This window comes from Desulfobacter sp. (assembly GCF_050177295.1).
The window spans coordinates 1-20,481 of record NZ_JBFXHE010000006.1 but is presented as its reverse complement, the minus strand read 5'-3'; the positions used below and the strand labels follow the sequence as shown (position 1 = coordinate 20,481).

Below are 20,481 nucleotides of genomic sequence, written 5' to 3'. Positions count from 1 at the left end.
AAGTGTATAATGTTATGATAAATTGTTATTTTTTCCCGTTTACCTTTATGGATGCCCGTCAGGCAAGGGTTCTGTCCTGTTTTTTTAACAGGTTTAAAATTTTAGATATTCACGGCGGGGCTGTGTTGCCCGGGCCCATGGCCGGCCTGGCGGCCAAAGGAGCGCTTACGCGGGTCTGCTTTGACAAGGAAAAACTTGTCCTGGCCCAGCAAAAGGTCCGCGCTTACCTGGACTGGGCTGCCATTCACAAGGGCAATGAAAAAAACCTTAGAGCGTTGATTCGTGAAAACGTGTTTTTTAAAGATGATTCAGGTGTGGCGGCCATCCGTGCCGGTATCCGTAACAGGACAGTTTCCCAGGAGCCTTGTGCAACACCCGTCCGGGACAGCATTGATTCACTTGTTTTCCTTAAACTTGCAGATATCCATGACCGCGAATCCCAGGACATTCAGGCTGCGCTGGATGCCCTGGATCAGGAAAAAGCGGCACTTTTTTCCGAACTTAGAGGGGATGGGGGCACGTCCCTGTCAAAGGACCATACCCAAACTTCTGAGCCGGGTCAGGCCATGACTGACAAAAGAATAAAGGCCTGGCTTGGGGCGGCTGTTGATGCAGAACTTTTTGATCAGGGCGGTATTCCGGTTCTGATCACCACCAGCAGGGCTGTGATGGATGAATTTTTGACCGGTGCGGGCAAGGCGATAAATGCCCTTGACATTGATTCCATAAAAGTGCATGAAAACGATTGTGAGTTCGTAACACAATGGCGTCTTAAAATAAAGGCAATCCTGGAGCAGATGGCTGAAGGGGAGCAGATGACCCCGGGCCTGGCGCTTGAGCCTGGGAAAAAATATTTTGAAGATGCTGCCCAACCTCCTGTAAGCGGGAGGATTCAAATCCGGTTTTTCCCGGGACTGGGTGGTGTGAATTTAATTAAAAAAAATCCAGGCGGACAAATCGGCGTGTGTCTGGTAGAGTTAAACTCATAAAAAGCTTGTTTTAGCAAAAACATTGTTGTAAAAGCGGGTGCTGAATCAGGTTACTATCTTTGACAGATGAGTTTATAAAATTTTATTATTAATTTTTAAGGAGGTTTAAAATGGCTTTTACCCCGATAGTTGATCAGGCAAAATGTGTAGGTTGCGAAGAGTGCGTTGATGTATGTCCTGCAGAAGTATTTGAAATGGAAGACGGCAAATCCAATCCCGTCAATGCAGAAGAATGCATGGGCTGCGAAAGCTGCGTGGAAGTTTGTGAAGAAGACGCCATCACCATAGAAGAAGACTAGCAAGAGACTAAAAACAAGATACAGGAAACAAGAGGGCGAAGCGCCTTCGGTGTCTTTAGTTTCATTATAGCACAAGCAAATGCCGGGTTGTCCTTCAAGGTTACCCGGCATTTTTATTCCCCACAGGGTGGTTATGCATTTAAATTCTGACAGGTATTTCAGCGGCAAAGCCATTTGCCAGGCCCTGGTTTCAAGCCGCCTGATCTCTTCGGACCAGGCAAGGGCTTTACTTAGCCGGGAGCGGGAGATAAAAGAGAAACTTGCCGCACAAACCAGTGGCAATACCCCTGCAAACAGGCAAGGGGTGTTTTCCGCCATCTCTTTTATTGATGTGCTGCTCCATTTGAATCTGAACCGGCTGGACAAACCTGACAAAGTGATTGATGAAGATTTGATTTTTAAAACCCTGGCCGATTCCTGGCATCTTCCGTATAAAAAAATTGATCCGTTAAAGCTCGAACTCAATCTTGTCACCGGCACCATTTCCCGTTCCTTTGCCCTGAGGCATCTGCTGCTGCCTTTGCAGATAAACGGCGGCAAACTGGTGGTGGCCACCCCTGATCCCTTTAACCACGAGGCCATTGCCGATGTCCAGCGAGTGACCAATCTGAAGGTATCCCCCATTGTCAGTTCAAAAACGGATGTGGCAAGGTTGATCAGGGAATTTTTCGGGTTTCATCATTCCATCAGTGCGGCTGAAAATCTTTTTTCCCAAAGCGGCGTGGATTTAGGCAATCTTGAACGGTTTGTCAAACTTGGCAACACGGATGAACCGCCGGCCACGGACCAGCATATTGTCAATGCCGTGGATCATCTGTTTTCCTATGCCTTTGACCAGAAGGCCAGCGATATCCATATTGAACCCAAGCGGGATATCTGCCTTGTACGCATGCGCATTGACGGGGCATTGCACACGGTATACAAATTGCCCAAAAAACTTCACAATGCCGTGGTCAGCCGTATTAAGAATCTGTCTGCCCTTGATATGGCCGAGAAAAGGCGGCCCCAGGACGGGCGGATTAAAATGCTCAAAAAGGACCAGGAAGTGGAGATCCGGGTATCTACGATCCCTGTGGCATTCGGCGAAAAGGTGGTCATGCGGATCATGGACCCTGAAGTTCTTCTCCAGGATCTGGAAAGCTTAGGATTTACACCGGCAGATCTGAAAAAATATAAAAAATTGATCACCATGCCCTTTGGTATTGTGCTGGTAACAGGTCCCACCGGATCCGGGAAATCCACCACCTTGTATTCTTCTTTGCGCATGCTGTCGTCTCCTGAGGTGAATATCACCACCATTGAAGATCCCATTGAAATGATCCACGAAGAGTTTAACCAGATTGGGATCCAGCCGGCCATTGATGTGACCTTTGGATCGGTTTTACGCAATATCATGCGCCAGGATCCGGATATCATCATGGTGGGAGAGATCCGGGACCTTGAAACGGCCCAGGCTGCGGTACAGGCTGCCCTGACAGGACACCTGGTGCTGTCCACCCTGCATACCAACGATGCCGTGTCCACGGTCTTCAGGCTTTTGGATTTAGGTATCCCTCCCTATCTGATTCATTCAGCCCTTGCCGGGGTTGTTGCCCAGCGCCTGGTGCGCAAAATCTGTCCCCATTGCGTCCAGCCTTTTGAAATGGACCGCCGGGAGCTTGCAGACCTGGGGCTTTTTGTGCCGGGTGATGGCCCGTTAAAGCTCAAACACGGCAAGGGATGTATGAAATGCAGAAATACCGGCTACAGCGGCCGGGCCGGGATTTATGAAATCCTATCCTATACCCGGGGGGTAAAGCAGTTGACAACCCGGAATTCAAACCTTGAGGACATGCGGCGGGCAGCCCGTCAACAAGGCCTGATCCCTTTACGGGAAAACGGGATAGAAAAAATGCTTAAGGGACAAACAACCTACCAGGAAATCCTGCGAGTAACCTGGGAGCAGGGGTGACACCGGGTTTTTATTTGACGATATCGCCGGGGTGTATATCCTGGGTTGACGAGAGCACCATGACCGTGGCGCTTGCCGGTTCCGTATTTAACTTGACAAAAACGAAAAATTTAATAATCTTAAAAAGATCTGTACTCAGCCGGCGTTAACCCAGCAACTCAAATGTCGTTAACTCCATTTTATTGATATACGACTTAAGGGGTAAAAGCGTATGAACCTTTTTTCTTGGACGTTACGAATCATTGCCGGATCATTTCTGGTGGTCTGGCTGCCTATTGCTAGTTTTGCATTTACGCCTGGTGCATTTATCGTTTCACCTGCGGAAGTAGATCTTGGTACGGTGCGGGTGCTTCCCGGTTCTTCAGCCGGACCCTACGCCTTTAGTATCGCCGTTGTCGGCGGACCTGTTGCAGATCCGGCTATTGCAACTGAAAGCGCCGACTTCTATGCCTCCTGCGATGCGACCTGGCTGACCCTGGACCCTGCAAACGGAACTGCTCCTGGAAGTATAACGGCAACTGCCGCAGTCAGCGAAACCATGGGTTCCGGTGAATGGACCGCCAATATAACCATTTTGTCCGGGCTTGATCCCGGCACCGACCCGGTAACGATTCCAGTTACGATTACTGTGGTTCGAAGCATAGGTGATTTGCTGACCGTTTCCCCCTCTACGCTGGATTTGCAGATGACGGATCAAAATACTTCTGAACAAACCTTTCCCATCACCATTGCCAATGCCGATCCCAACAAATCAACGGGCTTTCTCTGGAGTGCCCGGACAGATGTCAGCTGGCTGGTGCTGTCCACTGATGAAGGATCGGGAAATACCACGATTTCCCTTCGGGTGGACCCGGAGGCTATTTATTTGAACAATGACACCGATGGAGACGGTATTCCGGATGCAGCCGTCGGCACCATCACCTTTCGTTCATCCCTTAATGCCGAAGCCGTCACCCTGACCGTTAATGCCACCATCCTGTCTTCTGCGGAACCTTCGGTTTCGCCGTCCCAGCTCTATTGGACTGTTGAAAAAAGTACCGCCTCCACCGCCCTGGCTTTTTCCTCCCAGCGGCTGCAGGTTTTTGGATTTGAATCCGGGTGGACGGCTGCCAGTGATATGGGGTTTGTCTCTGTTGCGTGCTACGATGCTGCAGGAGAAAAAGCCTCTGATTTGGGGTCAGTGATCATCACGGATCCCTACGGCTGGGTGGCGGTGACCCCGGATGCCGAGCTTCTTTCCGCCATGGATTACGGCACCTATGTGGGCTATGTCACGGTTTCCGACCTGGATAAAGAGGTTCAAATTAAGATCCCTATCACGATTAACATCCGAAAATCCGGGGAAGCGGTGTATCTGCCGGTCGTGGAATTTACGAACGCCTACAGCCAGATGGAAGCGGCTGAATCAAGCCTTATCAATGTCCAGATTCCGGTTCCCGAGGACATTGCGTACTATTCGACGGCCGCGACCTGCCAGGCGGCAGGGGGGGCATGGGTTGATCCGGACCGCACTCTCCTGGACAGCCTGGACGCGTACTGCAGTCTGAACGAACATGCCTATGTGCTGCTGGAGCGTCGGGATATGGAGCCCGGAATGGTATACGCAATGACCAAAACCGGCACATTGGCCCTGGCCTATGAGAACGGCATAAAGGTCTCCGGGGCAGATGATTTGTCCTATGCGGACGGCCCGGTTTCATATATCCCCTTTGGCCCGCTTCAGATGATCGGCAGCTACGGCACAGTGGTGGTCAGCCTGAGAATCGGAACCAGCCTGTCATCTGCCGTGGAGATTCAACGTCTGCTGATCAGCCTCCAGACCCTGGAAGGCCAATGGACAGTGACCGAAGCCTACAAGGGGTCCTCTTATGTGTACGATTTCGCCCCGTTAACCATTGAGCGGATTATTGACGGCCAGCCCGGCTATACCGCCTCTTGGGAGGATATGCCGGTTAGCGTGTCCTTCGGTGACGGGAGTAACTGGTTATATCAATTGTCTTTTGAGCAAGAGGGAGGAATTTATTATACATATCAAATACAAAGCCTCTCCGGCAGTCATATGTCGGGACAATGGCGATACACCTGGCGAGGCGCATCCTCTGATTGGGAGACCTTTGAGGCCCAACGGCCACTATGGCAACTTACTTTTCCCTAAAAGTGCTGAAGGTGCCGGCTTGAATGATTTCAAAATGCCATATTTATCTTTGACTTAGGAGCGCGTAGTGAAAACCGTATGGGGGTGGTTCATAACCTTATTGGTGGCGGCATTGTTTGCCTCCTGTGGCACCACTAAAGTGGATTCGATTCACCCGGTGGTTCGAACGGCATCTTTCGGGGAGGGGAAAAAGATTGTGATTCTACCCTTTGCCGATTATACCCCGTCCGATTCTCCTATGGAATATTGGCGCCGGAATGTGGTGATAATGGAATCGCTCCAGGACGAAATCCTCCGATATGGGTATATGCCGGTCGTCAATGAAGATGTCATATCCTATTTGACGGATAAAAAGATCATTAATCAGGAGAAAATGTCGAGAAATTCGTTCCCGGCAGATTCTATGCTTAAAGCCGAATTAGAAAGAGACTGGTCCGATGAGATGAAGGTTGAAATTGCAACTATTTTGCTGTCAAACGGGAAAAAGAGAAAAGCGGAAGCCGTCCGCGATATAGCATCGGAATATAAAACAATTGCCCTGGATGCCGGGACTATCAGGGATATCGGCCAGGCATTTGATGCGGATTATATTGTCAGGGGACGGATAATGGTGTTTAAGACCGGCCGGGAAGACAGTTTTAATCCGTTTCAAACCGGTGTGCTTCCATTTTTTTTCAATTTCGGAAGCCGTACCGCCTTTGGTGTAGCCGACTCTGAAAATTATGAGATGATCGATAAAATGGCCATCGGCGGGCTGCTGGGTGCGGCTATTGCGCCAAGCGGCTGGCCTATAGAGGAGTCATCAGGCGACACTGTGCTGTCCGACGCCCACCCCCGTTTTGACGGAGGCTTGTCTGTTACAGGCGGTACCAGTTACACAGAATGGAATACGGCGATCTGGGGCGTTGCAGGGGCTGCTGTGGCCCATCTGGCCCATAAGGGCGGCCGCGTTGACAACGCGGTGGTCCAGCTCAGGATGATTGTCCAGAATACAAGAACCGGTGGAATCCTGTGGACCAACCGCTCAGAGGTTAAAACGATGAGTGAGAGCATTTTTAGTAAAAAAGATGCGGACACGTTGATGAGCCATGCGATTCAACAAGTATGCGAACGTCTTGTGGATAGTTTTGCCGCCACGGAGAATCATCGGCGCATTGTCCGCATAAATGATGACGGAACCTTTTATGTTACCCCCTACGGTGGACTGCACAAATATCCGATCAACAATACGGGGACCATTTATGTGGATTCCCCGGCCATGACAATTAAAAAACGAACACAGCTTGATCCGGTTTCAAGGGCCAAAAGTACTAAATGATGACTTGTTTTATCTGCAAGTAATCCTGGGGTTACGCAGCCGATGTGTTGATCCTTGTAAATCTTGACTTTATTTAAGCTAGTGTTCTATACAGTGTCAAGATTTGTTGCCTAAATCACAGGACATGGATGCGAAATGACACGGATTGCCGATTTTTTGTTTGAAGTGCGGATGCTCAAAGACCTGAACCGCACCGGGTACGCTTTTCTGGGTGCAGGAGAGGAAAGTATTGCTGAACACTGCTTTACCACAGCTTTTTTATGCTTTGTCATGGCCCGGCTTGAACCGGATGTGGATGCTGAAAAGCTTATCTCCATGGCCCTGGTGCATGATACGGCAGAAGCCCGGACAGGGGATTTTAATTACGTGAACAAACACTATAACACCGTGGATGAACCCCATGCGGTGTCAGATTTGATCCAGGGCCTTGACTGGGCAAAAGACATCCCCGAACTTATTAATGAATTCAACCGGGGAGAAACCAGGGAAGCCCGGCTGGCCAATGATGCGGATCAGCTTTCCTTTATTCTTGAACTTAAAAAATTAAAAGACCTTGGCGCTACCTCCCCTGAATCCTGGCTGCCCTTCGTGGTCGGCCGCCTTAGGACAGATACGGGCAGGCAGCTTGCCCGGGAGGTCCTTGGCACACGCTGGGATGAATGGTGGACCCGTGGATATTCGGAATAGACAAGATACAGGTATCTGTTGATTTATGGCTGTGCGCCTTTCCATTTTATATGTGGGCCCCCGGTGCCCCCAGGATCTTGCGTCTGCAGATCCGCACCTTTCTCTTGCCTGTGTTAATGCGCCTGATGCGATAAAATCCATGAAACAGCGACCGGATATTGTGCTGATGGATCCCTTTGGCCATGAGGCCGATGTTAACCCGGAAAAGGTCAGGCCATGGTTTGATGCGTTGGGTGGCCATCATTTCAAATTTTCTTTGGCAGTTTTTGTCATCGTACCTGGAGAAACCGGCAAACATGTCCGGTTAAGTCTCATGGCATTAGGTGCTGATCAGGTGGTGGACTGGCCCCTGGATACACAGGAGATTGAAGTGAAAGCCAAAGGTGCTGTAGATAAGCTCCATCTTGAACAGACACTTTTTTCCAAGACAGGTTCCCTTGAAAAATCCTTTGGGTATCTGGATCGGTTTAAAAACGAATTAAAAGAAGTCAAAGATGAGCTGCTTGAGGATAAAAGCAATCTGAATACAGCGTTAAAACAGATCCAGCAGATGTCCGAGGAGCGCAGGCGTTTAAAGCAAAGCCTTTTGGATATCAAGACACAGATGACTGCGGATAGGGAAGGATTCAGCCGCATTCTTTATGCGTTAATCCGTCAGCGGGTGGAGCTTAATCGCGGTCATGGCGAGCGTGTGGGGAAGATTGCCTGTTTTATCGCAACGCAGATGGGCTTATCCCAAAAACAGTTGGAGGATCTGTCAAAAGCTGGTATGCTCCACGAAATTGGACTTCTTTTCCTTTCAAAGGAGTATATTTGTCAAGATGTGCCCGGGGGGAGCGACGCAGATCAACATCCAGACAGCCGTCCCACAGCATATGATCAAACTGTATATGATCAAACTATGATCATGCAGTTTCCGGTTAAAGGTGCTGAACTGCTCAGCCATTGCCGGGGATTTGAGCGGTGGGCAGCCATTATCCGGTGTTTGAACGAAAATGTGGACGGTACGGGATATCCTGACGGCCTGAAACGCCACCATATTCCTCTGGCGTCAAGAATTCTGGCTGCTGCGGATGAACTGGAGACCCTTCGGGAGAAAAATAAGGCTTTTGACATCCGGGAGTTACTTTCAGACCTTGAGCCTTTAATCGGCACCCGTATTGATCCGATGATTGCCGGATGGCTTGAAAAGTATGCGGTACTGCATTGGGGAGGAGATACGCTCAAGGTCCGTGGTCTCGGCGTGGAACAGCTGGAACCGGGAATGATTCTCAGTGCAACGCTGTTCACCCGGACCGGCACCAAACTGCTGCCTGCCGGCCAGACCCTGACCCGGCAGGCCATTGATAAGATAATACAATATCACAGGGCATACCCTGTAGACGAAACTGTTTATATAAAGGTCTGAAACGAATGGATATTGCTTCAATAATCGGCTGTGTCTCCGGTCTCGGGTTCATTCTGGGCACCATTATCATGGGCGGTCCCATCAGTATGTTCATCAATATCCCCTCTATTCTCATTGTTGTGGGCGGTACCATTGCTGCAACCATGATCGGTTTCCCCCTGGGTGATATTTTAGGCATATTTAAAACAGCCATTAAGGTGTTCATGTTCAAAATTGAAAAAGCCGAGGATATCATTGCCAACCTTGCGGAAATATCAAATAAGGCCAGAAAAGGAGGGTTACTGTCCATTGAAAGCGATATTCAGAGTACTCCGGATCCCTATCTGGCCCAGGCCCTGCAGATGACCGTGGACGGGGTTAAGACCGAAGATATCGGGCAGATCATGGAAAAAAAGATGGAACTGACCAAAAAGAATCTGGATACCGGTTCAGCCATCTTTGCCAGCATGGCGTCCTATGCACCGGCATTCGGCATGATCGGTACGCTGATCGGCCTTGTGCAGATGCTGGCCAATCTGGATGACCCTTCCACCATTGGTCCGAAAATGGCCGTTGCCATGATTACCACATTTTACGGGTCTATCATGGCCAACCTTTTTTTTATTCCCATGAGCGATAAGCTCAAAGGGCGTACCGAAGAAGAAATTAAAAACATGAATATTGTTTACGAGGGCATTTTATCCATCCGGGAAGGCGAACATCCAAAACTTATGGAAGACAAGCTCAAGGTCTATTTGGGGGATGCCGGCAAGGAAGCCAAGAAGTAATCCCTGGTTCAGGTAAAAGGATAAAGGCATGGCTGAAAACGACGAAGACTCCGGTCGCGGAAAACAAAAGGTCGTCAAGAAAGAGATTATCAATGTCACCGAGGGGTCTCCTGCATGGATGGCTACCTTTGCGGATTTGGTAACGCTTTTGATGTGCTTTTTTGTTCTTTTGTTCGCCATGAGTACCACCCAGCAGGAGACCTACAAGGAACTGGTTAAATCCCTGAGAAGTGCCCTGGGTGCCCAGGCCGTGCCTGAATCCGGTACCCGGGAGGGATTGACCATGCATCCGGTACCTTCGGAAGAAAAAGTGGACAGCCAGTCCGTTGACGAGATAGGCGGTATGATTGAAAAGGAGCTGGATGACATTGTTTCTGAAGTCAGGGAACTGGTCCTTTTCAATAAACTGGGCGGGGAGGTCAGTGTTACCAAAACCGAGGCTGGCGCGGTCATTACCCTGTCCGACCTGCTGCTTTTTTCAGCAGGCGGGGCACAGTTGTCGCCCAAGGGTATGGAAATACTAGAAAAAGTTGCGTCTGTCTTATCAAAGCTTGCCTACCATGTAAAGGTCCGGGGACATACCGATTCCGAGCCCATTACCTCACCCATTTATCCGTCCAACTGGGAACTGTCTTCGGCCAGGGCGTCTACGGTTGCGCGCTTGCTGGTAGCAAACGGCGTGCCTCCCTTTTATATTTCTGCCGAAGGCTATGCCCAGTATCACCCCGTGGCCTCCAATGATACGGCCCAGGGCCGGGCCCGGAACCGGCGGGTGGAGATTGTTTATGAGCGTGACAGTATCGCCCGCCAGTTTGAAGATATGTATAAGAATCGGACAGGAAACTAGAAACAAGATACAAGAGGGTGAAACGCCTGCGGCGCCTAATTTTATCCTATGTTTTTTAGTCTTATTCTTTGTCCTTTTCAAAGCAGGCACAATATGGTGTTTATACGTTGTTGACACAATCCCTTTTGTATCATAGTGTATGTTTATACACTGTTTAAACTCTTGAAGGAACACAAAATGGCAGAACTGGTTATTAAAAAGTGGGGTAACAGCTTGGCAGCAAGGATACCAAAAGTGATTGCTGATATAATCCAGCTTGAAAAGGATCAGACCGTTTCCATTGAGGCGAAAGACGGAAGGATTATTATTACCCCTATCAAGAAGAAAAAAGATTATACACTTGACGAACTTTTAAACCAATGTGATTCCAAGGCTGTTGCCTTGGATGCCGAAGATAAGGCATGGTTGAACGACAAGCCTGTAGGAAAGGAATGGTAATGGCCGCAAGATCTGAAAAAAAAGTGTTTATTCCTGAACGTGGCGATCTTGTCTGGACAGATTTTGAACCTGCCGCCGGCCACGAGCAAATGGGGCATCGCCCGGCCCTGGTACTTTCACCTGCAATTTTCAATAAAAAAATTCTCCTGGCTTTGATTGCCCCGGTCACAAGCAGGGTTCGGGGACATGGTTTTGAAGTCGTTTTAGCCGGGGAAAAGATTTCCGGTGTTGTTCTGTGTCATCAGGTCAAGACAATTGATTTTGTGGAAAGAGGTTTAAAGTTTGCAGAAAAGGCCTCGGTCTCCGTAGTAAGTGAAGCTTTGGCTAAAGTAAGGGCTCTTGTAACAGAATAAGGACTTGCACAAAGCAAGGACTACAGTAAGTATACAGATCTGGAGACAACTTGACGCACAAGAGTAGAGAATTTCTCATAAATCAGACATGATGTAAATTGAGCTATGTAGCAAACATTATGATCGTGCTTGGTTAACGTTAAAAGAGTTTGATAATAAAGTGGCCAGTGAAAAGCCGTTGGATCTTTTCACTGGCGAAGAAATTATTGATGTAACACCCATTGCACAGGAGGATTCACGATGCAAGACGATTTTTACCCCAACATCATGGCCTTTTTTAAGGATTTAAAGATAAAGCAAAACGCCACTTATCCCGACCGGATGAATAAGGGCGAAGTGTCCACGGTTATCGACCTTGCAATCCACGCCACAAATTCAGAGTCAATGGGTGGCGGCATCAAGGGGTATGACAAGCTTTTAGAAAAAATCACTCGCCGGATGTCATTGGATCACGGCGAAGAAGCCGTAATCCGGTCTTTAAAGCAGATTATAGCACACTTGGAGGAGATCACTGAGTATGCCCGTCAATTAGATGAAGAAGAAGCGGGGTGCAAAAGCAATGAAGGTTCGTATTAACATTGAAGGAGAGAGTTGATTATCCAAATTAAAAACGGTTTTTCCATGGACTTAAATGAGCTAAGGCACAGTGGATGGTACATCATCTTCTAAGTAACTAAAATTTTTTTATTGTAATTTTAGTTACTTGTAAAATTGGGTTTAGCCCCGGCTGAATGGGGCGCTATCAAAGGGGATTGGGATCGTCCAATCCCCTTTGAAATTACTGCCATTGCCCTGGTTTGGGGTTGGCTAACGGTTGAAAGTGAGATCAAGTTTTTCCTTTTCCATGGCGGATATGCGTGAAATATCTTCGGGCCGTGCGCCTTTTTTCATGCCTGGGCAGGAGTTTGCCATGATGTCCCAGTTTTCCGGATGGTTAATCAGGGCTTTTATGAAGGGCCAGGCCCGGCACATATATGGTTTGACCGGATGGATGGTGCACTGCTTTTGGGGATCAAAAAAAATGCAGCAGCCGTCTTGTCCCAGTGTCAGTACAGGCCTTGACCCGGACATGTCACAATATTTTTCCACAAAGGTATCAGGATCTGCCTGGATATAATCGCAGATTTTTCTGATATCCTTTTCATCCACATAGGTACCGCCAAATCCTTTGCAGCACTGACCGCATAATTTACAGTCAAAAATACCTTCTGGTGTCATCATTTTTTAAACCCTGTACCTTTTTTCCATGGCTTTCTGCATGGTAAGGGGATCCACATACTGAAGGTCCCCGCCCATGGGTATGCCCGATGCAATCCGGGTGATGTTGATTTTTGTCAGATCCAGCTTGCCCCGGATATAGGCGGCCGTGGCTTCGCCTTCCACATTGGTCCGGGTGGCAAGGATGATTTCCCTGACGTCGTTGTCCCGGACCCGCCTGAACAGTTCGGCCAGACGGATGTCTCCGGGGCCGATACCGTCAATGGGGGACAGGGCGCCGCCGAGGATGTGGTACACGCCTGAAAATGCGCCTGATTTTTCAATGGCCGCCATGTCAGTGGGGTTTTCCACCACGCAGATCAGGCCTTTGTCCCGGCCGGGGTCTGAACAGATCTGGCAGGTTTCCCGGTCAGTAAGTGCAAAGCAGGATGCGCACAACCTGACCTTTTTTTTCAGTTCAATGATATCTGCGGCCAAAGCAGCGGCCTTATGGTCCGGGGCATGAAGAATATGAAGGGCCAGGCGCTCTGCTGTTTTCTTTCCTATCCCCGGCAGAGTGGAAAGCGAATGGATCAATTTGACAATGGCTTCGGGATAATAGCTCACTATGGGTTCAGGTTCTTATAAAAAAAGAGATTACAGGCCTGGAATATTCAGGCCGCCGGTCAGTTTTCCCATTTCAGCGGAGATCATTTCCTGGGATTTATTTAACGCGTCATTCACTGCAGCAAGCACCAGATCCTGCAGCATTTCAACGTCTTCGGGATTAATCACCTCTTTTTCAAGAACAATGGATTCAATTTTCTGGGCACCATTGGCAACCACTTTCACCATACCGCCGCCTGAGCTGGCTTCAACGGTTCTGGTTGCCAGAGCCTGCTGGGCCTGCAGCATTTTTTTCTGCAGTTTCTGGGCCTGTTTCATCATGTTATTCATATTGTTCATGGGTCAGCTCCTATTCCTATATTGGGGGGTTATATGATATCTGCATCAAATAAACGTACCGCGTGCAGGACCATGGGATGGGTTGCCGCAGCTTGTTCTGCCTTTTGCCGGTCATATTGCTGCCGGCAAGTCTTATCATCCGCACAGCCATTGTTTTTTATAAATACCTCAATGGATTTTCCTAAATGCTTTTGGCCCAGTTCCGCCACGGCTTTGGTTGCGTTGTTGAGCCTGGATGCTTCAAACCCGGAGCAGGATGCCAGGGTTACAATCACCTTATCCGGGGATGATGTGTCTGCCTGACCCTTGGAAAATAAGCCGAAAATAAAGGGCTGCTCATGTTGAAGTACATCCATGAACCGGGACCAGGTTACAGGCTCCGGATGCGCCTGCTTCTGGTTCAAAGGGGTGTCAGGCCCGAATGAACCGGATGAATCGGCCGGGATACCCGGCGGTGGTGCCTGGACCAGGTCCGGTTCATAGGGCGGGGGGGCCGGCATTGGCCGGGGGGTGCCCGGGGGCGGTGGTTCTGATGGGCCGGCACCGGGGACCTGTCCTGCAGGCGGGGCAGATGCCTGGTTCAGGTTATCATTTTGTTGCGGGGGAGGTGAACCGGCACCGGCCTGGTCAAGGCGGTCCTCCATCCGGCGTGCCAGAAGATCCACCTTGGTGATGATTTCATCAAGCCGGGTCTCAGGCTCAATCTGGATCATTTTGAGCAGCACCATCTCCACGGCGGTCTGGGTGTGGGATGCAAAGCGCACAATGCTCTCCTCCTTTAAAAGAAGATCCAGCAGCATCCCAAGATAGGCCGGCGGCAGGTTCTGGCACATCTGGTCAAGCTCACGCTTTTCCGTTTCAATCATATTGAGCACAGGGCTGTCTTTCCCGCACAGCCGGATGATGTTCAGATTCCTGAACTGGGCAATGATACCGGAATAAAATTCTTTCAAATCCATACCGGAATCATTGATTTTACTGACAAGATCAATGAGGCAAGCCCCGTTTCTTTCTAGTACGGCCGACGATATGGAAAAAAGAACTCTCCGGTCCGTGGTCCGAAGCCTTTGGACCACCATTTGCCGGTCAATCTCTTTTTCATGCCCGGCTGAAAGAATCCTGTCCAGCAGGCTTAAGCCGTCCCTGATGGAGCCGTCCGCCTCCAGGGAGATCAGTTCCAGCCCCTCTTTTTCAACGGTATAACCTTCTTTTCGGCACAGATTCTCCAAGTGGGCGCAGATTCTGTCCAGTGAAATTCGTGACAAATCATGGCGCTGGCACCGGGACAGGATGGTGGCCGGAATTTTATGGACTTCCGTGGTGGCAAAGATGAAAATAACATGGTCCGGGGGCTCTTCAAGGGTCTTGAGCAGCGCATTGAAGGCAGCCACTGAAAGCATGTGGACTTCATCAATAATATAAATTTTATACCTGGCGGCGGAGGGCATGTAGGCCACATTGTCCCTCAGTTCACGGATCTGTTCCACGCTGTTGTTTGAGGCACCGTCAATTTCAAACACATCTGCACAATGACCGTTGATAATGTCTTTGCAGAGTCTGCATGCATTGCACGGCGACGGGGTGGGGCCGGTCTGACATGTCATGGCCTTGGCCATGATGCGGGCAATGGTGGTTTTGCCGGTGCCCCTGGGACCTGCCAGCAAAAGGGCATGGGCCACCCTGTTCCCGGAAATGGCATTGGTCAGGGTCGTGGTGACATGATCCTGTCCAACAACATCTGCAAATGTCTGGGGACGATATTTTAATGCCAGAACCTGGTAAGACATGTATCCAAAGGCCTTTGATGTTTCTTTCAAAAAAAGTACAAGGTTTTATACCAGAGGGTGGGGGAAGGGTCAATGTCGGGAGGGGGATTTGTTTTTGTGATCGGCAACCCAGGAAATTTCAAGCAGTGTGGCCCAGGCTGCTTCAGGCTTCCGGGAAGTAAATGAAAGTGTTAATCAAACATCGGTGGTTGTCGGTGACGTGGCCCGGGATATTTCCGGAATCGATCAAACCCTCCAGGATGTAAATCAAGGCAGCCGGCAGGTCAGTGAAAGCGCAACGTATCTGGCCAATCTTTCCGAACAGTTGAACAGTCTGATCAACCGGTTCAAAATTTAGACCCAGGTACTTTTCCAATTTTGTTGGCCTTGACAATCGTTGATTGCCTTTATATATTCTATTTTGACGATTTACTTGAAACCGGGATTTTAAAGTTTGGCAGATATGAAAATATTTATCAGGGTCATGAAAGCATTATCCGATCCCAACCGGGTGAAGATGATGAAAATGCTTCAGCAACGGCCGTTATGTGTCTGTGAAATCAAGGAATGTTTAGGCATTGCCCAATCCACTGCAAGCAAACATTTGAAAATACTTGAGGATGCCGATCTGGTCAGAAGTTTCAAGGATGGGCTGTGGGTCAACTATTCCCTGTCCGACGGCAGTGGATCACCTTTTGCCGCGAGCATGATCGGGAATCTGAAACACTGGCTGGATAATGATGCCCAGATTCAGAGATTGAATAATATCCTTCCGGGAATTGACCGGCACAATATTGTGGGCAAGGGATAAAAAAATTTAGGCATAAATATCGATAGATGACCATATATAGCTTAAGGAGGCATATGGATTCAAAGACAGCAGATACCGGCCCGGTCCGGAAAAAAGAAAACATGCAGCTGATGCTGAGCCTGTTCCTGGGGGCGGCCGGTATCGTTTTGTGGTGGGCGGTTTACCTGCAGTTGTCCGGAGTGTCCAAATGGCTGACCTATGATCTTTTACCCATTGATAAGGGATCTCATCTTGGCAGTTCCATTGAATTTTTTCTTTATGACACGCCCAAGGTCATGATGCTGCTCTTTCTGGTGGTGTTTGGCGTTGGTATTATCCGAAGTTTTTTTACTCCGGAGAAAACCCGGGCGTTTCTGTCCGGGAAAAGCGAATTTGCAGGCAATGTGTTTGCCGCACTTCTCGGGATTGTAACGCCCTTTTGCTCCTGCTCTGCCGTGCCTTTGTTCATAGGTTTTGTGACCGCTAGTGTCCCCCTGGGTGTCACATTTTCGTTTCTGATCTCTGCGCCCATGGTCAATGAAATTGCCCTGGGACTTTTATACGGGCTTTTGGGATGGAAAGTGGCCGCTATCTATATGGGGACAGGGCTTTTCATTGCCATTGCCGCTGGTTGGGTTATTGGACGACTAAAACTTGAAAACCACATCGAGGCATGGGTGACCCAGGCCAGCATGGCTGCCGTTGAGCTGGAAGAGAAAAAGATGACATGGCAGGACCGGTTTGTTTTCGGCTGGGATGCGGTGAAAGAAATCATCGGACGTGTATGGGTCTACGTCATTCTGGGTATTGCCGTGGGAGCGGGCATCCACGGGTTTGTTCCGGAAGGTGTCATGGCATCGGTCATGGGCAAAGGCGCCTGGTGGTCTGTGCCTGCGTCTGTGCTGATCGGAGTGCCCATGTATTCCAATGCAGCCGGTGTTATCCCTGTTGTTGAAGCACTGCTGGGTAAGGGAGCTGCCCTGGGATCTGTCCTGGCATTTATGATGAGTGTCATTGCCCTGTCATTGCCCGAGATGGTGATTTTAAGAAAAGTGTTGAAACCCAGATTGATAGGGGTTTTTATCGGTGTTGTATCCTGCGGTATTTTGTTTGTGGGGTATCTGTTTAATCTGATTTTATAAAAAATGATGGTGTTTCATAAAAAAATGATTGTGATTAAAAGGAGTGATTAACATGGAAATCAAAGTATTAGGCCCGGGATGTGCCAAATGCGGTAAAACAGAAAAATTGATCCAGGAGGTGATTAAGGAAACGGGTGTGGATGCAAGCGTTGAGAAGGTGACTGATATGCTGCAAATTGCTTCATACGGCGTGTTCGGTACGCCTTCGGTTATTGTGGATGGTGAAGTGAAGTGCGTTGGCAAAGTGCCCAAAAAAGATGATGTTAAAGCCTGGATTGCCGGGTAGTAAGGAATATACGAAAAGGAGGTAATATAGGACAAAGAGGTGTTGACGGTTGCACGACACTCCATTATCTTGCCCATAGGACGGAACTCTGGAGATGGTAAAATATCTTGTAGAACGCGGACTACCTGTTGATGCCGAATGCCGGGGCGGAGAAACGGCTGTTACCTGGGGTGAATTCGGCAATAACGGGCCGATTATCTCATATGTGAAGAAAATGAGTAGTATATTGCCTTGGATCAGGCAGACAATTAAAAAGCTTTCACGAAAGAGATCATTGAAATGAATATTGCTGTTATACACGGCGGAACATCAAGTGAGCAGGCTGTTTCGACGTTAAATGCCGGGTATGTAATGAATGCTCTTGGAAGAAGGGGATACCGGACAACTGATATCCTGTTCACACGCGATGTCAGTAGAAGATTACTTGAAGAGAGACCGGACGCCGTTTTTCTCTGTGTGCAGGGCAAAGGTCACGGAGACGGGACTCTGCAGGCTATTCTGGATCACCTTGAAATACCCTACACAGGCAGCGGGATGCAGGCGGCTGCCATTATTAACGACAAGATACTATGTCAGAAGCTTTTTGCCATCGAAGGTATCCGTATTCCAGCAGATTGTGTCTGGACAAAAAAAGAGCATTGTGCCGGGGATGGGAAAAAGCGTTTTGAAGAGAGGCTCGGTAAATCAGGGATCTCTTTTCCATGTGTAGCAAAAGCACCTACTCAGGGCGGCAGTTTCGGCATCGTCCTGATTGAATCCATGGATGCTTATGACCTGATGCAGGAGGCATTTTTTTTTGACTCCCGGATACTGATAGAGCAGTTTGTGTCCGGCAGGTTTGCAACTGTCGGGATTCTGGAGCAGAGCGGTATTGCAGAGGCTTTGCCGGTTGTTGAAGGCAGGAGCAGGATGCCATGCGGCAGAATCATAAAATTCACGGGAGAATATGATGTCTATCCATCTGATCTGCCATCTGAGATCATCAGCGAATTACAGAACACCGCTCTGAGGACATACCGCACCCTTGGAGCAAGAGGTTATGCAAGGGTTGATTTTATTGTTGAAGAGGAGAGTGGACGGCCGTTTACACTGGAAATCAATGCCGTGCCGGGTTTGAAACCGCAGAGTTTATATCCTCCTGCAGCAGCGCTTGCCGGTATCGGATATGATGATCTTATAGAAATTATTTTACAGAATGTTTTTTTTGACGGGGAGAATGGTTAATGTTCCGCAATATAAATATTGGGACAAAAATTCTGATAGTACTGCTGGCTACAGCGCTTGGGGCACTGCTTGCGATCGCGCTGATTTCATATACGGAGATGCTGAATCTGACCAGATATTCCCAGGATGCCAATATCAATCTGGGAATGACCGCATCAGAAAAGAGCAGGAAGGCTCTTCTGGATCAGGCAGAGGAGTATCTGGCAAAGATTGCTGTGGAACAGGCAGGCAATTCCAATGCAGTTCTGGCACAGGTTCAGACTGAAGTGACAGCCATGGCTGATTATATAAGTGCACTTTATAAGAACCCGGACAATTTTGCAGGGCATGAGCTGCCGCTTCCCAATCAGACAGAAAACGGTGTAGCCTCTGCAAAATATATTCTGGCACCTGGAGTGCAGCGGAGCGATGCAATTGCACGGGAACTCCTGCTCGTTTCCAATGCTGAATATATGTTTGCGGCAATCCTGTCTAACAACCCTACTCTTTATAATACATACCTTGGAACAGAAAGCGGAATCTCCTACCGCTATTCCCGTTCAAATTCATACAATCCTGCTTATGACCCACGTAAGCGCGGCTGGTATATTACGGCAATGAGCGCTCCTGGAAAGACTCTATGGATGGATACTTATCTTGATGCCTATGGCCAGATCTGTGTGACATGCGCAGCCTCTTTCAACGGTACGGACGGAGAACCGGCAGGAGTAGCTGCGGTTGACATCACACTGATAAGTCTGAAAAAAGATATTCTCTCAACCCGTATAGGTGAAGGAGGGTATGCTTTTCTCATTGATGAAAAAGGCAAATATATCGCACACCCTGATTATGATAAGGCTGGATTTGTCACAGAGCCTTTATATAGAGCCGAAGGTGCATGGCTTCAGATACTCCGCTCAATGAGAGAGGGTAAACGCGGGGTAGGCATTGCGACAATTGATAATATTGAGAACTATGTCGCTTATGCCCCTCTTTCCACTACAGACTGGACACTCGGTGTTACCGTACCCATTGAGGAGGTGACATTGCCGGCAGATGAAACAAAAGAGAAGATTGATCTCTATACAGACGAATCACAGGCTTATATTGAAAAGACTCTGTCAGATGTGCTGATGCGCTTTATTATCCTTTTTGCTGTCTGTAGCATGCTGTTTGTTCTTTTTTCATTTGTGCTTTCCAATACAATTACGCGTCCGATCAAAGATCTGATCGAAAGTGTGCATCACATCGGCAGGGGAGAGCTTGACAGCAAGATAGTGGTACGCGGAAGAGACGAGATAGGGCAGCTTGCAGAGGCTTTCAATTCAATGGCCCGAGATCTGAAGATTTATATAAAGGATCTGGCCGAAGCGATTAGCGAAAAGGAGAGGATCAATAGTGAACTGACAGTTGCTGGCAATATTCAGAATGATATGCTGCCGCATATTTTCCCGAAATTCAGTAATCTTCCCAATCTTGAAATTCATGCTGAAATGGTTACTGCAAAAGAGGTCGGCGGAGATTTTTACGATTGCTTCTTTCTTGATGCCAACCACACAAGGTTGTGTCTTGTAATAGCGGATGTCAGCGACAAGGGTGTTCCAGCTTCACTTTTCATGGTCATTGCAAAAATATTGATAAAGACTCATATGATGGGCAGTGCGACACCGGCTGAAGCGATTGCCAGGGTCAATCCCATTCTCTGTGCTGATAACAGCAGCTGTATGTTCGTTACCGCTTTTGTCGGAGTGCTGGATACGGAAACCGGCAGATTCGATTATGTGAACTGTGGTCATAACCCCCCCCTCATATGCCGCAAAGGTGAAAAATTCAACTATATGACACTGAACAGGGCACTGGCTATGGCGATCATGGATGATTCGCCATATATTGACGAATCTGTTCAGTTGAACCCTGGC

At 48.7% G+C, this 20,481-nt stretch carries 22 protein-coding genes; 18 read left to right on the top strand and 4 right to left on the bottom strand.

Annotated features, from left to right (window positions below):
• Positions 1 to 14 precede the first annotated feature (14 nt).
• The 12 genes from AB7U36_RS01400 (at position 15) to AB7U36_RS01345 (ending at position 11,788) form a co-directional block, all read left to right on the top strand.
• Positions 15 to 989 carry a hypothetical protein gene (locus AB7U36_RS01400; protein ID WP_428158016.1) on the top strand — a complete coding sequence of 325 codons (975 nt, stop codon included), beginning with the start codon at positions 15 to 17 and terminating at the stop codon, positions 987 to 989.
• 110 nt (positions 990 to 1,099) lie between these two features.
• Positions 1,100 to 1,288 (top strand): indolepyruvate ferredoxin oxidoreductase subunit alpha, encoded by a 189-nt coding sequence (locus AB7U36_RS01395; protein WP_428158015.1) that lies wholly within the window; start codon positions 1,100 to 1,102, stop codon positions 1,286 to 1,288.
• Positions 1,289 to 1,421: 133 nt separating this feature from the next.
• Complete coding sequence (locus AB7U36_RS01390) at positions 1,422 to 3,239, top strand: GspE/PulE family protein (protein ID WP_428158014.1); 1,818 nt, start codon at positions 1,422 to 1,424, stop codon at positions 3,237 to 3,239.
• A 211-nt stretch (positions 3,240 to 3,450) separates the two neighbouring features.
• Positions 3,451 to 5,394: a BACON domain-containing protein gene (locus tag AB7U36_RS01385; RefSeq protein ID WP_428158013.1), complete on the top strand. Its 1,944-nt coding sequence runs from the start codon at positions 3,451 to 3,453 to the stop codon at positions 5,392 to 5,394.
• Positions 5,395 to 5,461: 67 nt separating this feature from the next.
• Positions 5,462 to 6,712, top strand: coding sequence for a hypothetical protein (locus AB7U36_RS01380; protein WP_428158012.1), 1,251 nt, complete (start codon positions 5,462 to 5,464; stop codon positions 6,710 to 6,712).
• A 135-nt stretch (positions 6,713 to 6,847) separates the two neighbouring features.
• A complete protein-coding gene (locus AB7U36_RS01375) occupies positions 6,848 to 7,399 on the top strand; it encodes an HD domain-containing protein (protein WP_428158011.1) in 552 nt (183 codons plus the stop codon).
• A 25-nt stretch (positions 7,400 to 7,424) separates the two neighbouring features.
• Positions 7,425 to 8,807 carry an HD domain-containing phosphohydrolase gene (locus AB7U36_RS01370; RefSeq protein WP_428158010.1) on the top strand — a complete coding sequence of 461 codons (1,383 nt, stop codon included), beginning with the start codon at positions 7,425 to 7,427 and terminating at the stop codon, positions 8,805 to 8,807.
• Between the two features lie 5 nt (positions 8,808 to 8,812).
• Positions 8,813 to 9,574: a motility protein A gene (locus AB7U36_RS01365; protein WP_428158009.1), complete on the top strand. Its 762-nt coding sequence runs from the start codon at positions 8,813 to 8,815 to the stop codon at positions 9,572 to 9,574.
• A gap of 28 nt (positions 9,575 to 9,602) precedes the next feature.
• Positions 9,603 to 10,421 carry an OmpA family protein gene (locus tag AB7U36_RS01360; RefSeq protein WP_428158008.1) on the top strand — a complete coding sequence of 273 codons (819 nt, stop codon included), beginning with the start codon at positions 9,603 to 9,605 and terminating at the stop codon, positions 10,419 to 10,421.
• A 177-nt stretch (positions 10,422 to 10,598) separates the two neighbouring features.
• Positions 10,599 to 10,859 carry an AbrB/MazE/SpoVT family DNA-binding domain-containing protein gene (locus AB7U36_RS01355; RefSeq protein ID WP_428158007.1) on the top strand — a complete coding sequence of 87 codons (261 nt, stop codon included), beginning with the start codon at positions 10,599 to 10,601 and terminating at the stop codon, positions 10,857 to 10,859.
• Positions 10,859 to 11,212, top strand: coding sequence for a type II toxin-antitoxin system PemK/MazF family toxin (locus tag AB7U36_RS01350; protein ID WP_428158006.1), 354 nt, complete (start codon positions 10,859 to 10,861; stop codon positions 11,210 to 11,212). The genes AB7U36_RS01355 and AB7U36_RS01350 overlap by 1 nt, the downstream gene beginning before the upstream one ends.
• 240 nt (positions 11,213 to 11,452) lie before the next feature.
• Positions 11,453 to 11,788: a hypothetical protein gene (locus AB7U36_RS01345; protein WP_428158005.1), complete on the top strand. Its 336-nt coding sequence runs from the start codon at positions 11,453 to 11,455 to the stop codon at positions 11,786 to 11,788.
• Between the two features lie 231 nt (positions 11,789 to 12,019).
• Here the strand turns inward: AB7U36_RS01345 and AB7U36_RS01340 are convergent, their stop codons facing one another.
• From AB7U36_RS01340 to dnaX, 4 genes are read right to left on the bottom strand one after another with little or no spacing between them, the layout of a single operon-like run.
• On the bottom strand, positions 12,020 to 12,433 hold the full coding sequence (locus AB7U36_RS01340) for a YkgJ family cysteine cluster protein (protein WP_428158004.1): 414 nt from the start codon (positions 12,431 to 12,433) through the stop codon (positions 12,020 to 12,022).
• A 3-nt stretch (positions 12,434 to 12,436) separates the two neighbouring features.
• Complete coding sequence (recR, locus tag AB7U36_RS01335) at positions 12,437 to 13,036, bottom strand: recombination mediator RecR (protein WP_428158003.1); 600 nt, start codon at positions 13,034 to 13,036, stop codon at positions 12,437 to 12,439.
• A 30-nt stretch (positions 13,037 to 13,066) separates the two neighbouring features.
• Positions 13,067 to 13,375 carry a YbaB/EbfC family nucleoid-associated protein gene (locus tag AB7U36_RS01330; RefSeq protein WP_428158002.1) on the bottom strand — a complete coding sequence of 103 codons (309 nt, stop codon included), beginning with the start codon at positions 13,373 to 13,375 and terminating at the stop codon, positions 13,067 to 13,069.
• Between the two features lie 29 nt (positions 13,376 to 13,404).
• The gene (dnaX, locus tag AB7U36_RS01325; RefSeq protein ID WP_428158001.1) at positions 13,405 to 15,192 is read right to left on the bottom strand and encodes a DNA polymerase III subunit gamma/tau; all 1,788 of its coding nucleotides are present in this window, start codon (positions 15,190 to 15,192) and stop codon (positions 13,405 to 13,407) included.
• A 97-nt stretch (positions 15,193 to 15,289) separates the two neighbouring features.
• Between dnaX and AB7U36_RS01320 the strand changes: the two genes are divergently transcribed.
• The 6 genes from AB7U36_RS01320 to AB7U36_RS01295 form a co-directional block, all read left to right on the top strand.
• Complete coding sequence (locus AB7U36_RS01320) at positions 15,290 to 15,499, top strand: hypothetical protein (RefSeq protein ID WP_428158000.1); 210 nt, start codon at positions 15,290 to 15,292, stop codon at positions 15,497 to 15,499.
• 105 nt (positions 15,500 to 15,604) lie between these two features.
• A complete protein-coding gene (locus AB7U36_RS01315) occupies positions 15,605 to 15,952 on the top strand; it encodes an ArsR/SmtB family transcription factor (RefSeq protein ID WP_428157999.1) in 348 nt (115 codons plus the stop codon).
• 53 nt (positions 15,953 to 16,005) lie between these two features.
• Complete coding sequence (locus AB7U36_RS01310) at positions 16,006 to 17,073, top strand: permease (RefSeq protein WP_428157998.1); 1,068 nt, start codon at positions 16,006 to 16,008, stop codon at positions 17,071 to 17,073.
• Between the two features lie 52 nt (positions 17,074 to 17,125).
• Positions 17,126 to 17,359, top strand: a complete 234-nt coding sequence (locus AB7U36_RS01305; RefSeq protein WP_428157997.1) for a thioredoxin family protein — start codon at positions 17,126 to 17,128, stop codon at positions 17,357 to 17,359.
• Between the two features lie 279 nt (positions 17,360 to 17,638).
• Positions 17,639 to 18,583: a D-alanine--D-alanine ligase family protein gene (locus tag AB7U36_RS01300; RefSeq protein WP_428157996.1), complete on the top strand. Its 945-nt coding sequence runs from the start codon at positions 17,639 to 17,641 to the stop codon at positions 18,581 to 18,583.
• A partial coding sequence (locus tag AB7U36_RS01295) for a SpoIIE family protein phosphatase (RefSeq protein WP_428157995.1) occupies positions 18,583 to 20,481 on the top strand: 1,899 nt, incomplete at its 3' end. The genes AB7U36_RS01300 and AB7U36_RS01295, both read left to right, overlap by 1 nt.

Excerpts from the sequence above, each read along its gene's own strand:
- AB7U36_RS01400 (WP_428158016.1), top strand. The coding sequence starts at position 15 with ATGATAAATTGTTATTTTTTCCCGTTTACCTTTATGGATGCCCGTCAG.
- AB7U36_RS01395 (WP_428158015.1), top strand. The coding sequence starts at position 1,100 with ATGGCTTTTACCCCGATAGTTGATCAGGCAAAATGTGTAGGTTGCGAA.
- AB7U36_RS01390 (WP_428158014.1), top strand. The coding sequence starts at position 1,422 with ATGCATTTAAATTCTGACAGGTATTTCAGCGGCAAAGCCATTTGCCAG.
- AB7U36_RS01385 (WP_428158013.1), top strand. The coding sequence starts at position 3,451 with ATGAACCTTTTTTCTTGGACGTTACGAATCATTGCCGGATCATTTCTG.
- AB7U36_RS01375 (WP_428158011.1), top strand. The coding sequence starts at position 6,848 with ATGACACGGATTGCCGATTTTTTGTTTGAAGTGCGGATGCTCAAAGAC.
- AB7U36_RS01370 (WP_428158010.1), top strand. The coding sequence starts at position 7,425 with ATGGCTGTGCGCCTTTCCATTTTATATGTGGGCCCCCGGTGCCCCCAG.
- AB7U36_RS01365 (WP_428158009.1), top strand. The coding sequence starts at position 8,813 with ATGGATATTGCTTCAATAATCGGCTGTGTCTCCGGTCTCGGGTTCATT.
- AB7U36_RS01360 (WP_428158008.1), top strand. The coding sequence starts at position 9,603 with ATGGCTGAAAACGACGAAGACTCCGGTCGCGGAAAACAAAAGGTCGTC.
- AB7U36_RS01355 (WP_428158007.1), top strand. The coding sequence starts at position 10,599 with ATGGCAGAACTGGTTATTAAAAAGTGGGGTAACAGCTTGGCAGCAAGG.
- AB7U36_RS01350 (WP_428158006.1), top strand. The coding sequence starts at position 10,859 with ATGGCCGCAAGATCTGAAAAAAAAGTGTTTATTCCTGAACGTGGCGAT.
- AB7U36_RS01345 (WP_428158005.1), top strand. The coding sequence starts at position 11,453 with ATGCAAGACGATTTTTACCCCAACATCATGGCCTTTTTTAAGGATTTA.
- AB7U36_RS01340 (WP_428158004.1), bottom strand. The coding sequence starts at position 12,433 with ATGATGACACCAGAAGGTATTTTTGACTGTAAATTATGCGGTCAGTGC.
- AB7U36_RS01330 (WP_428158002.1), bottom strand. The coding sequence starts at position 13,375 with ATGAACAATATGAATAACATGATGAAACAGGCCCAGAAACTGCAGAAA.
- AB7U36_RS01315 (WP_428157999.1), top strand. The coding sequence starts at position 15,605 with ATGAAAATATTTATCAGGGTCATGAAAGCATTATCCGATCCCAACCGG.
- AB7U36_RS01310 (WP_428157998.1), top strand. The coding sequence starts at position 16,006 with ATGGATTCAAAGACAGCAGATACCGGCCCGGTCCGGAAAAAAGAAAAC.
- AB7U36_RS01305 (WP_428157997.1), top strand. The coding sequence starts at position 17,126 with ATGGAAATCAAAGTATTAGGCCCGGGATGTGCCAAATGCGGTAAAACA.
- AB7U36_RS01300 (WP_428157996.1), top strand. The coding sequence starts at position 17,639 with ATGAATATTGCTGTTATACACGGCGGAACATCAAGTGAGCAGGCTGTT.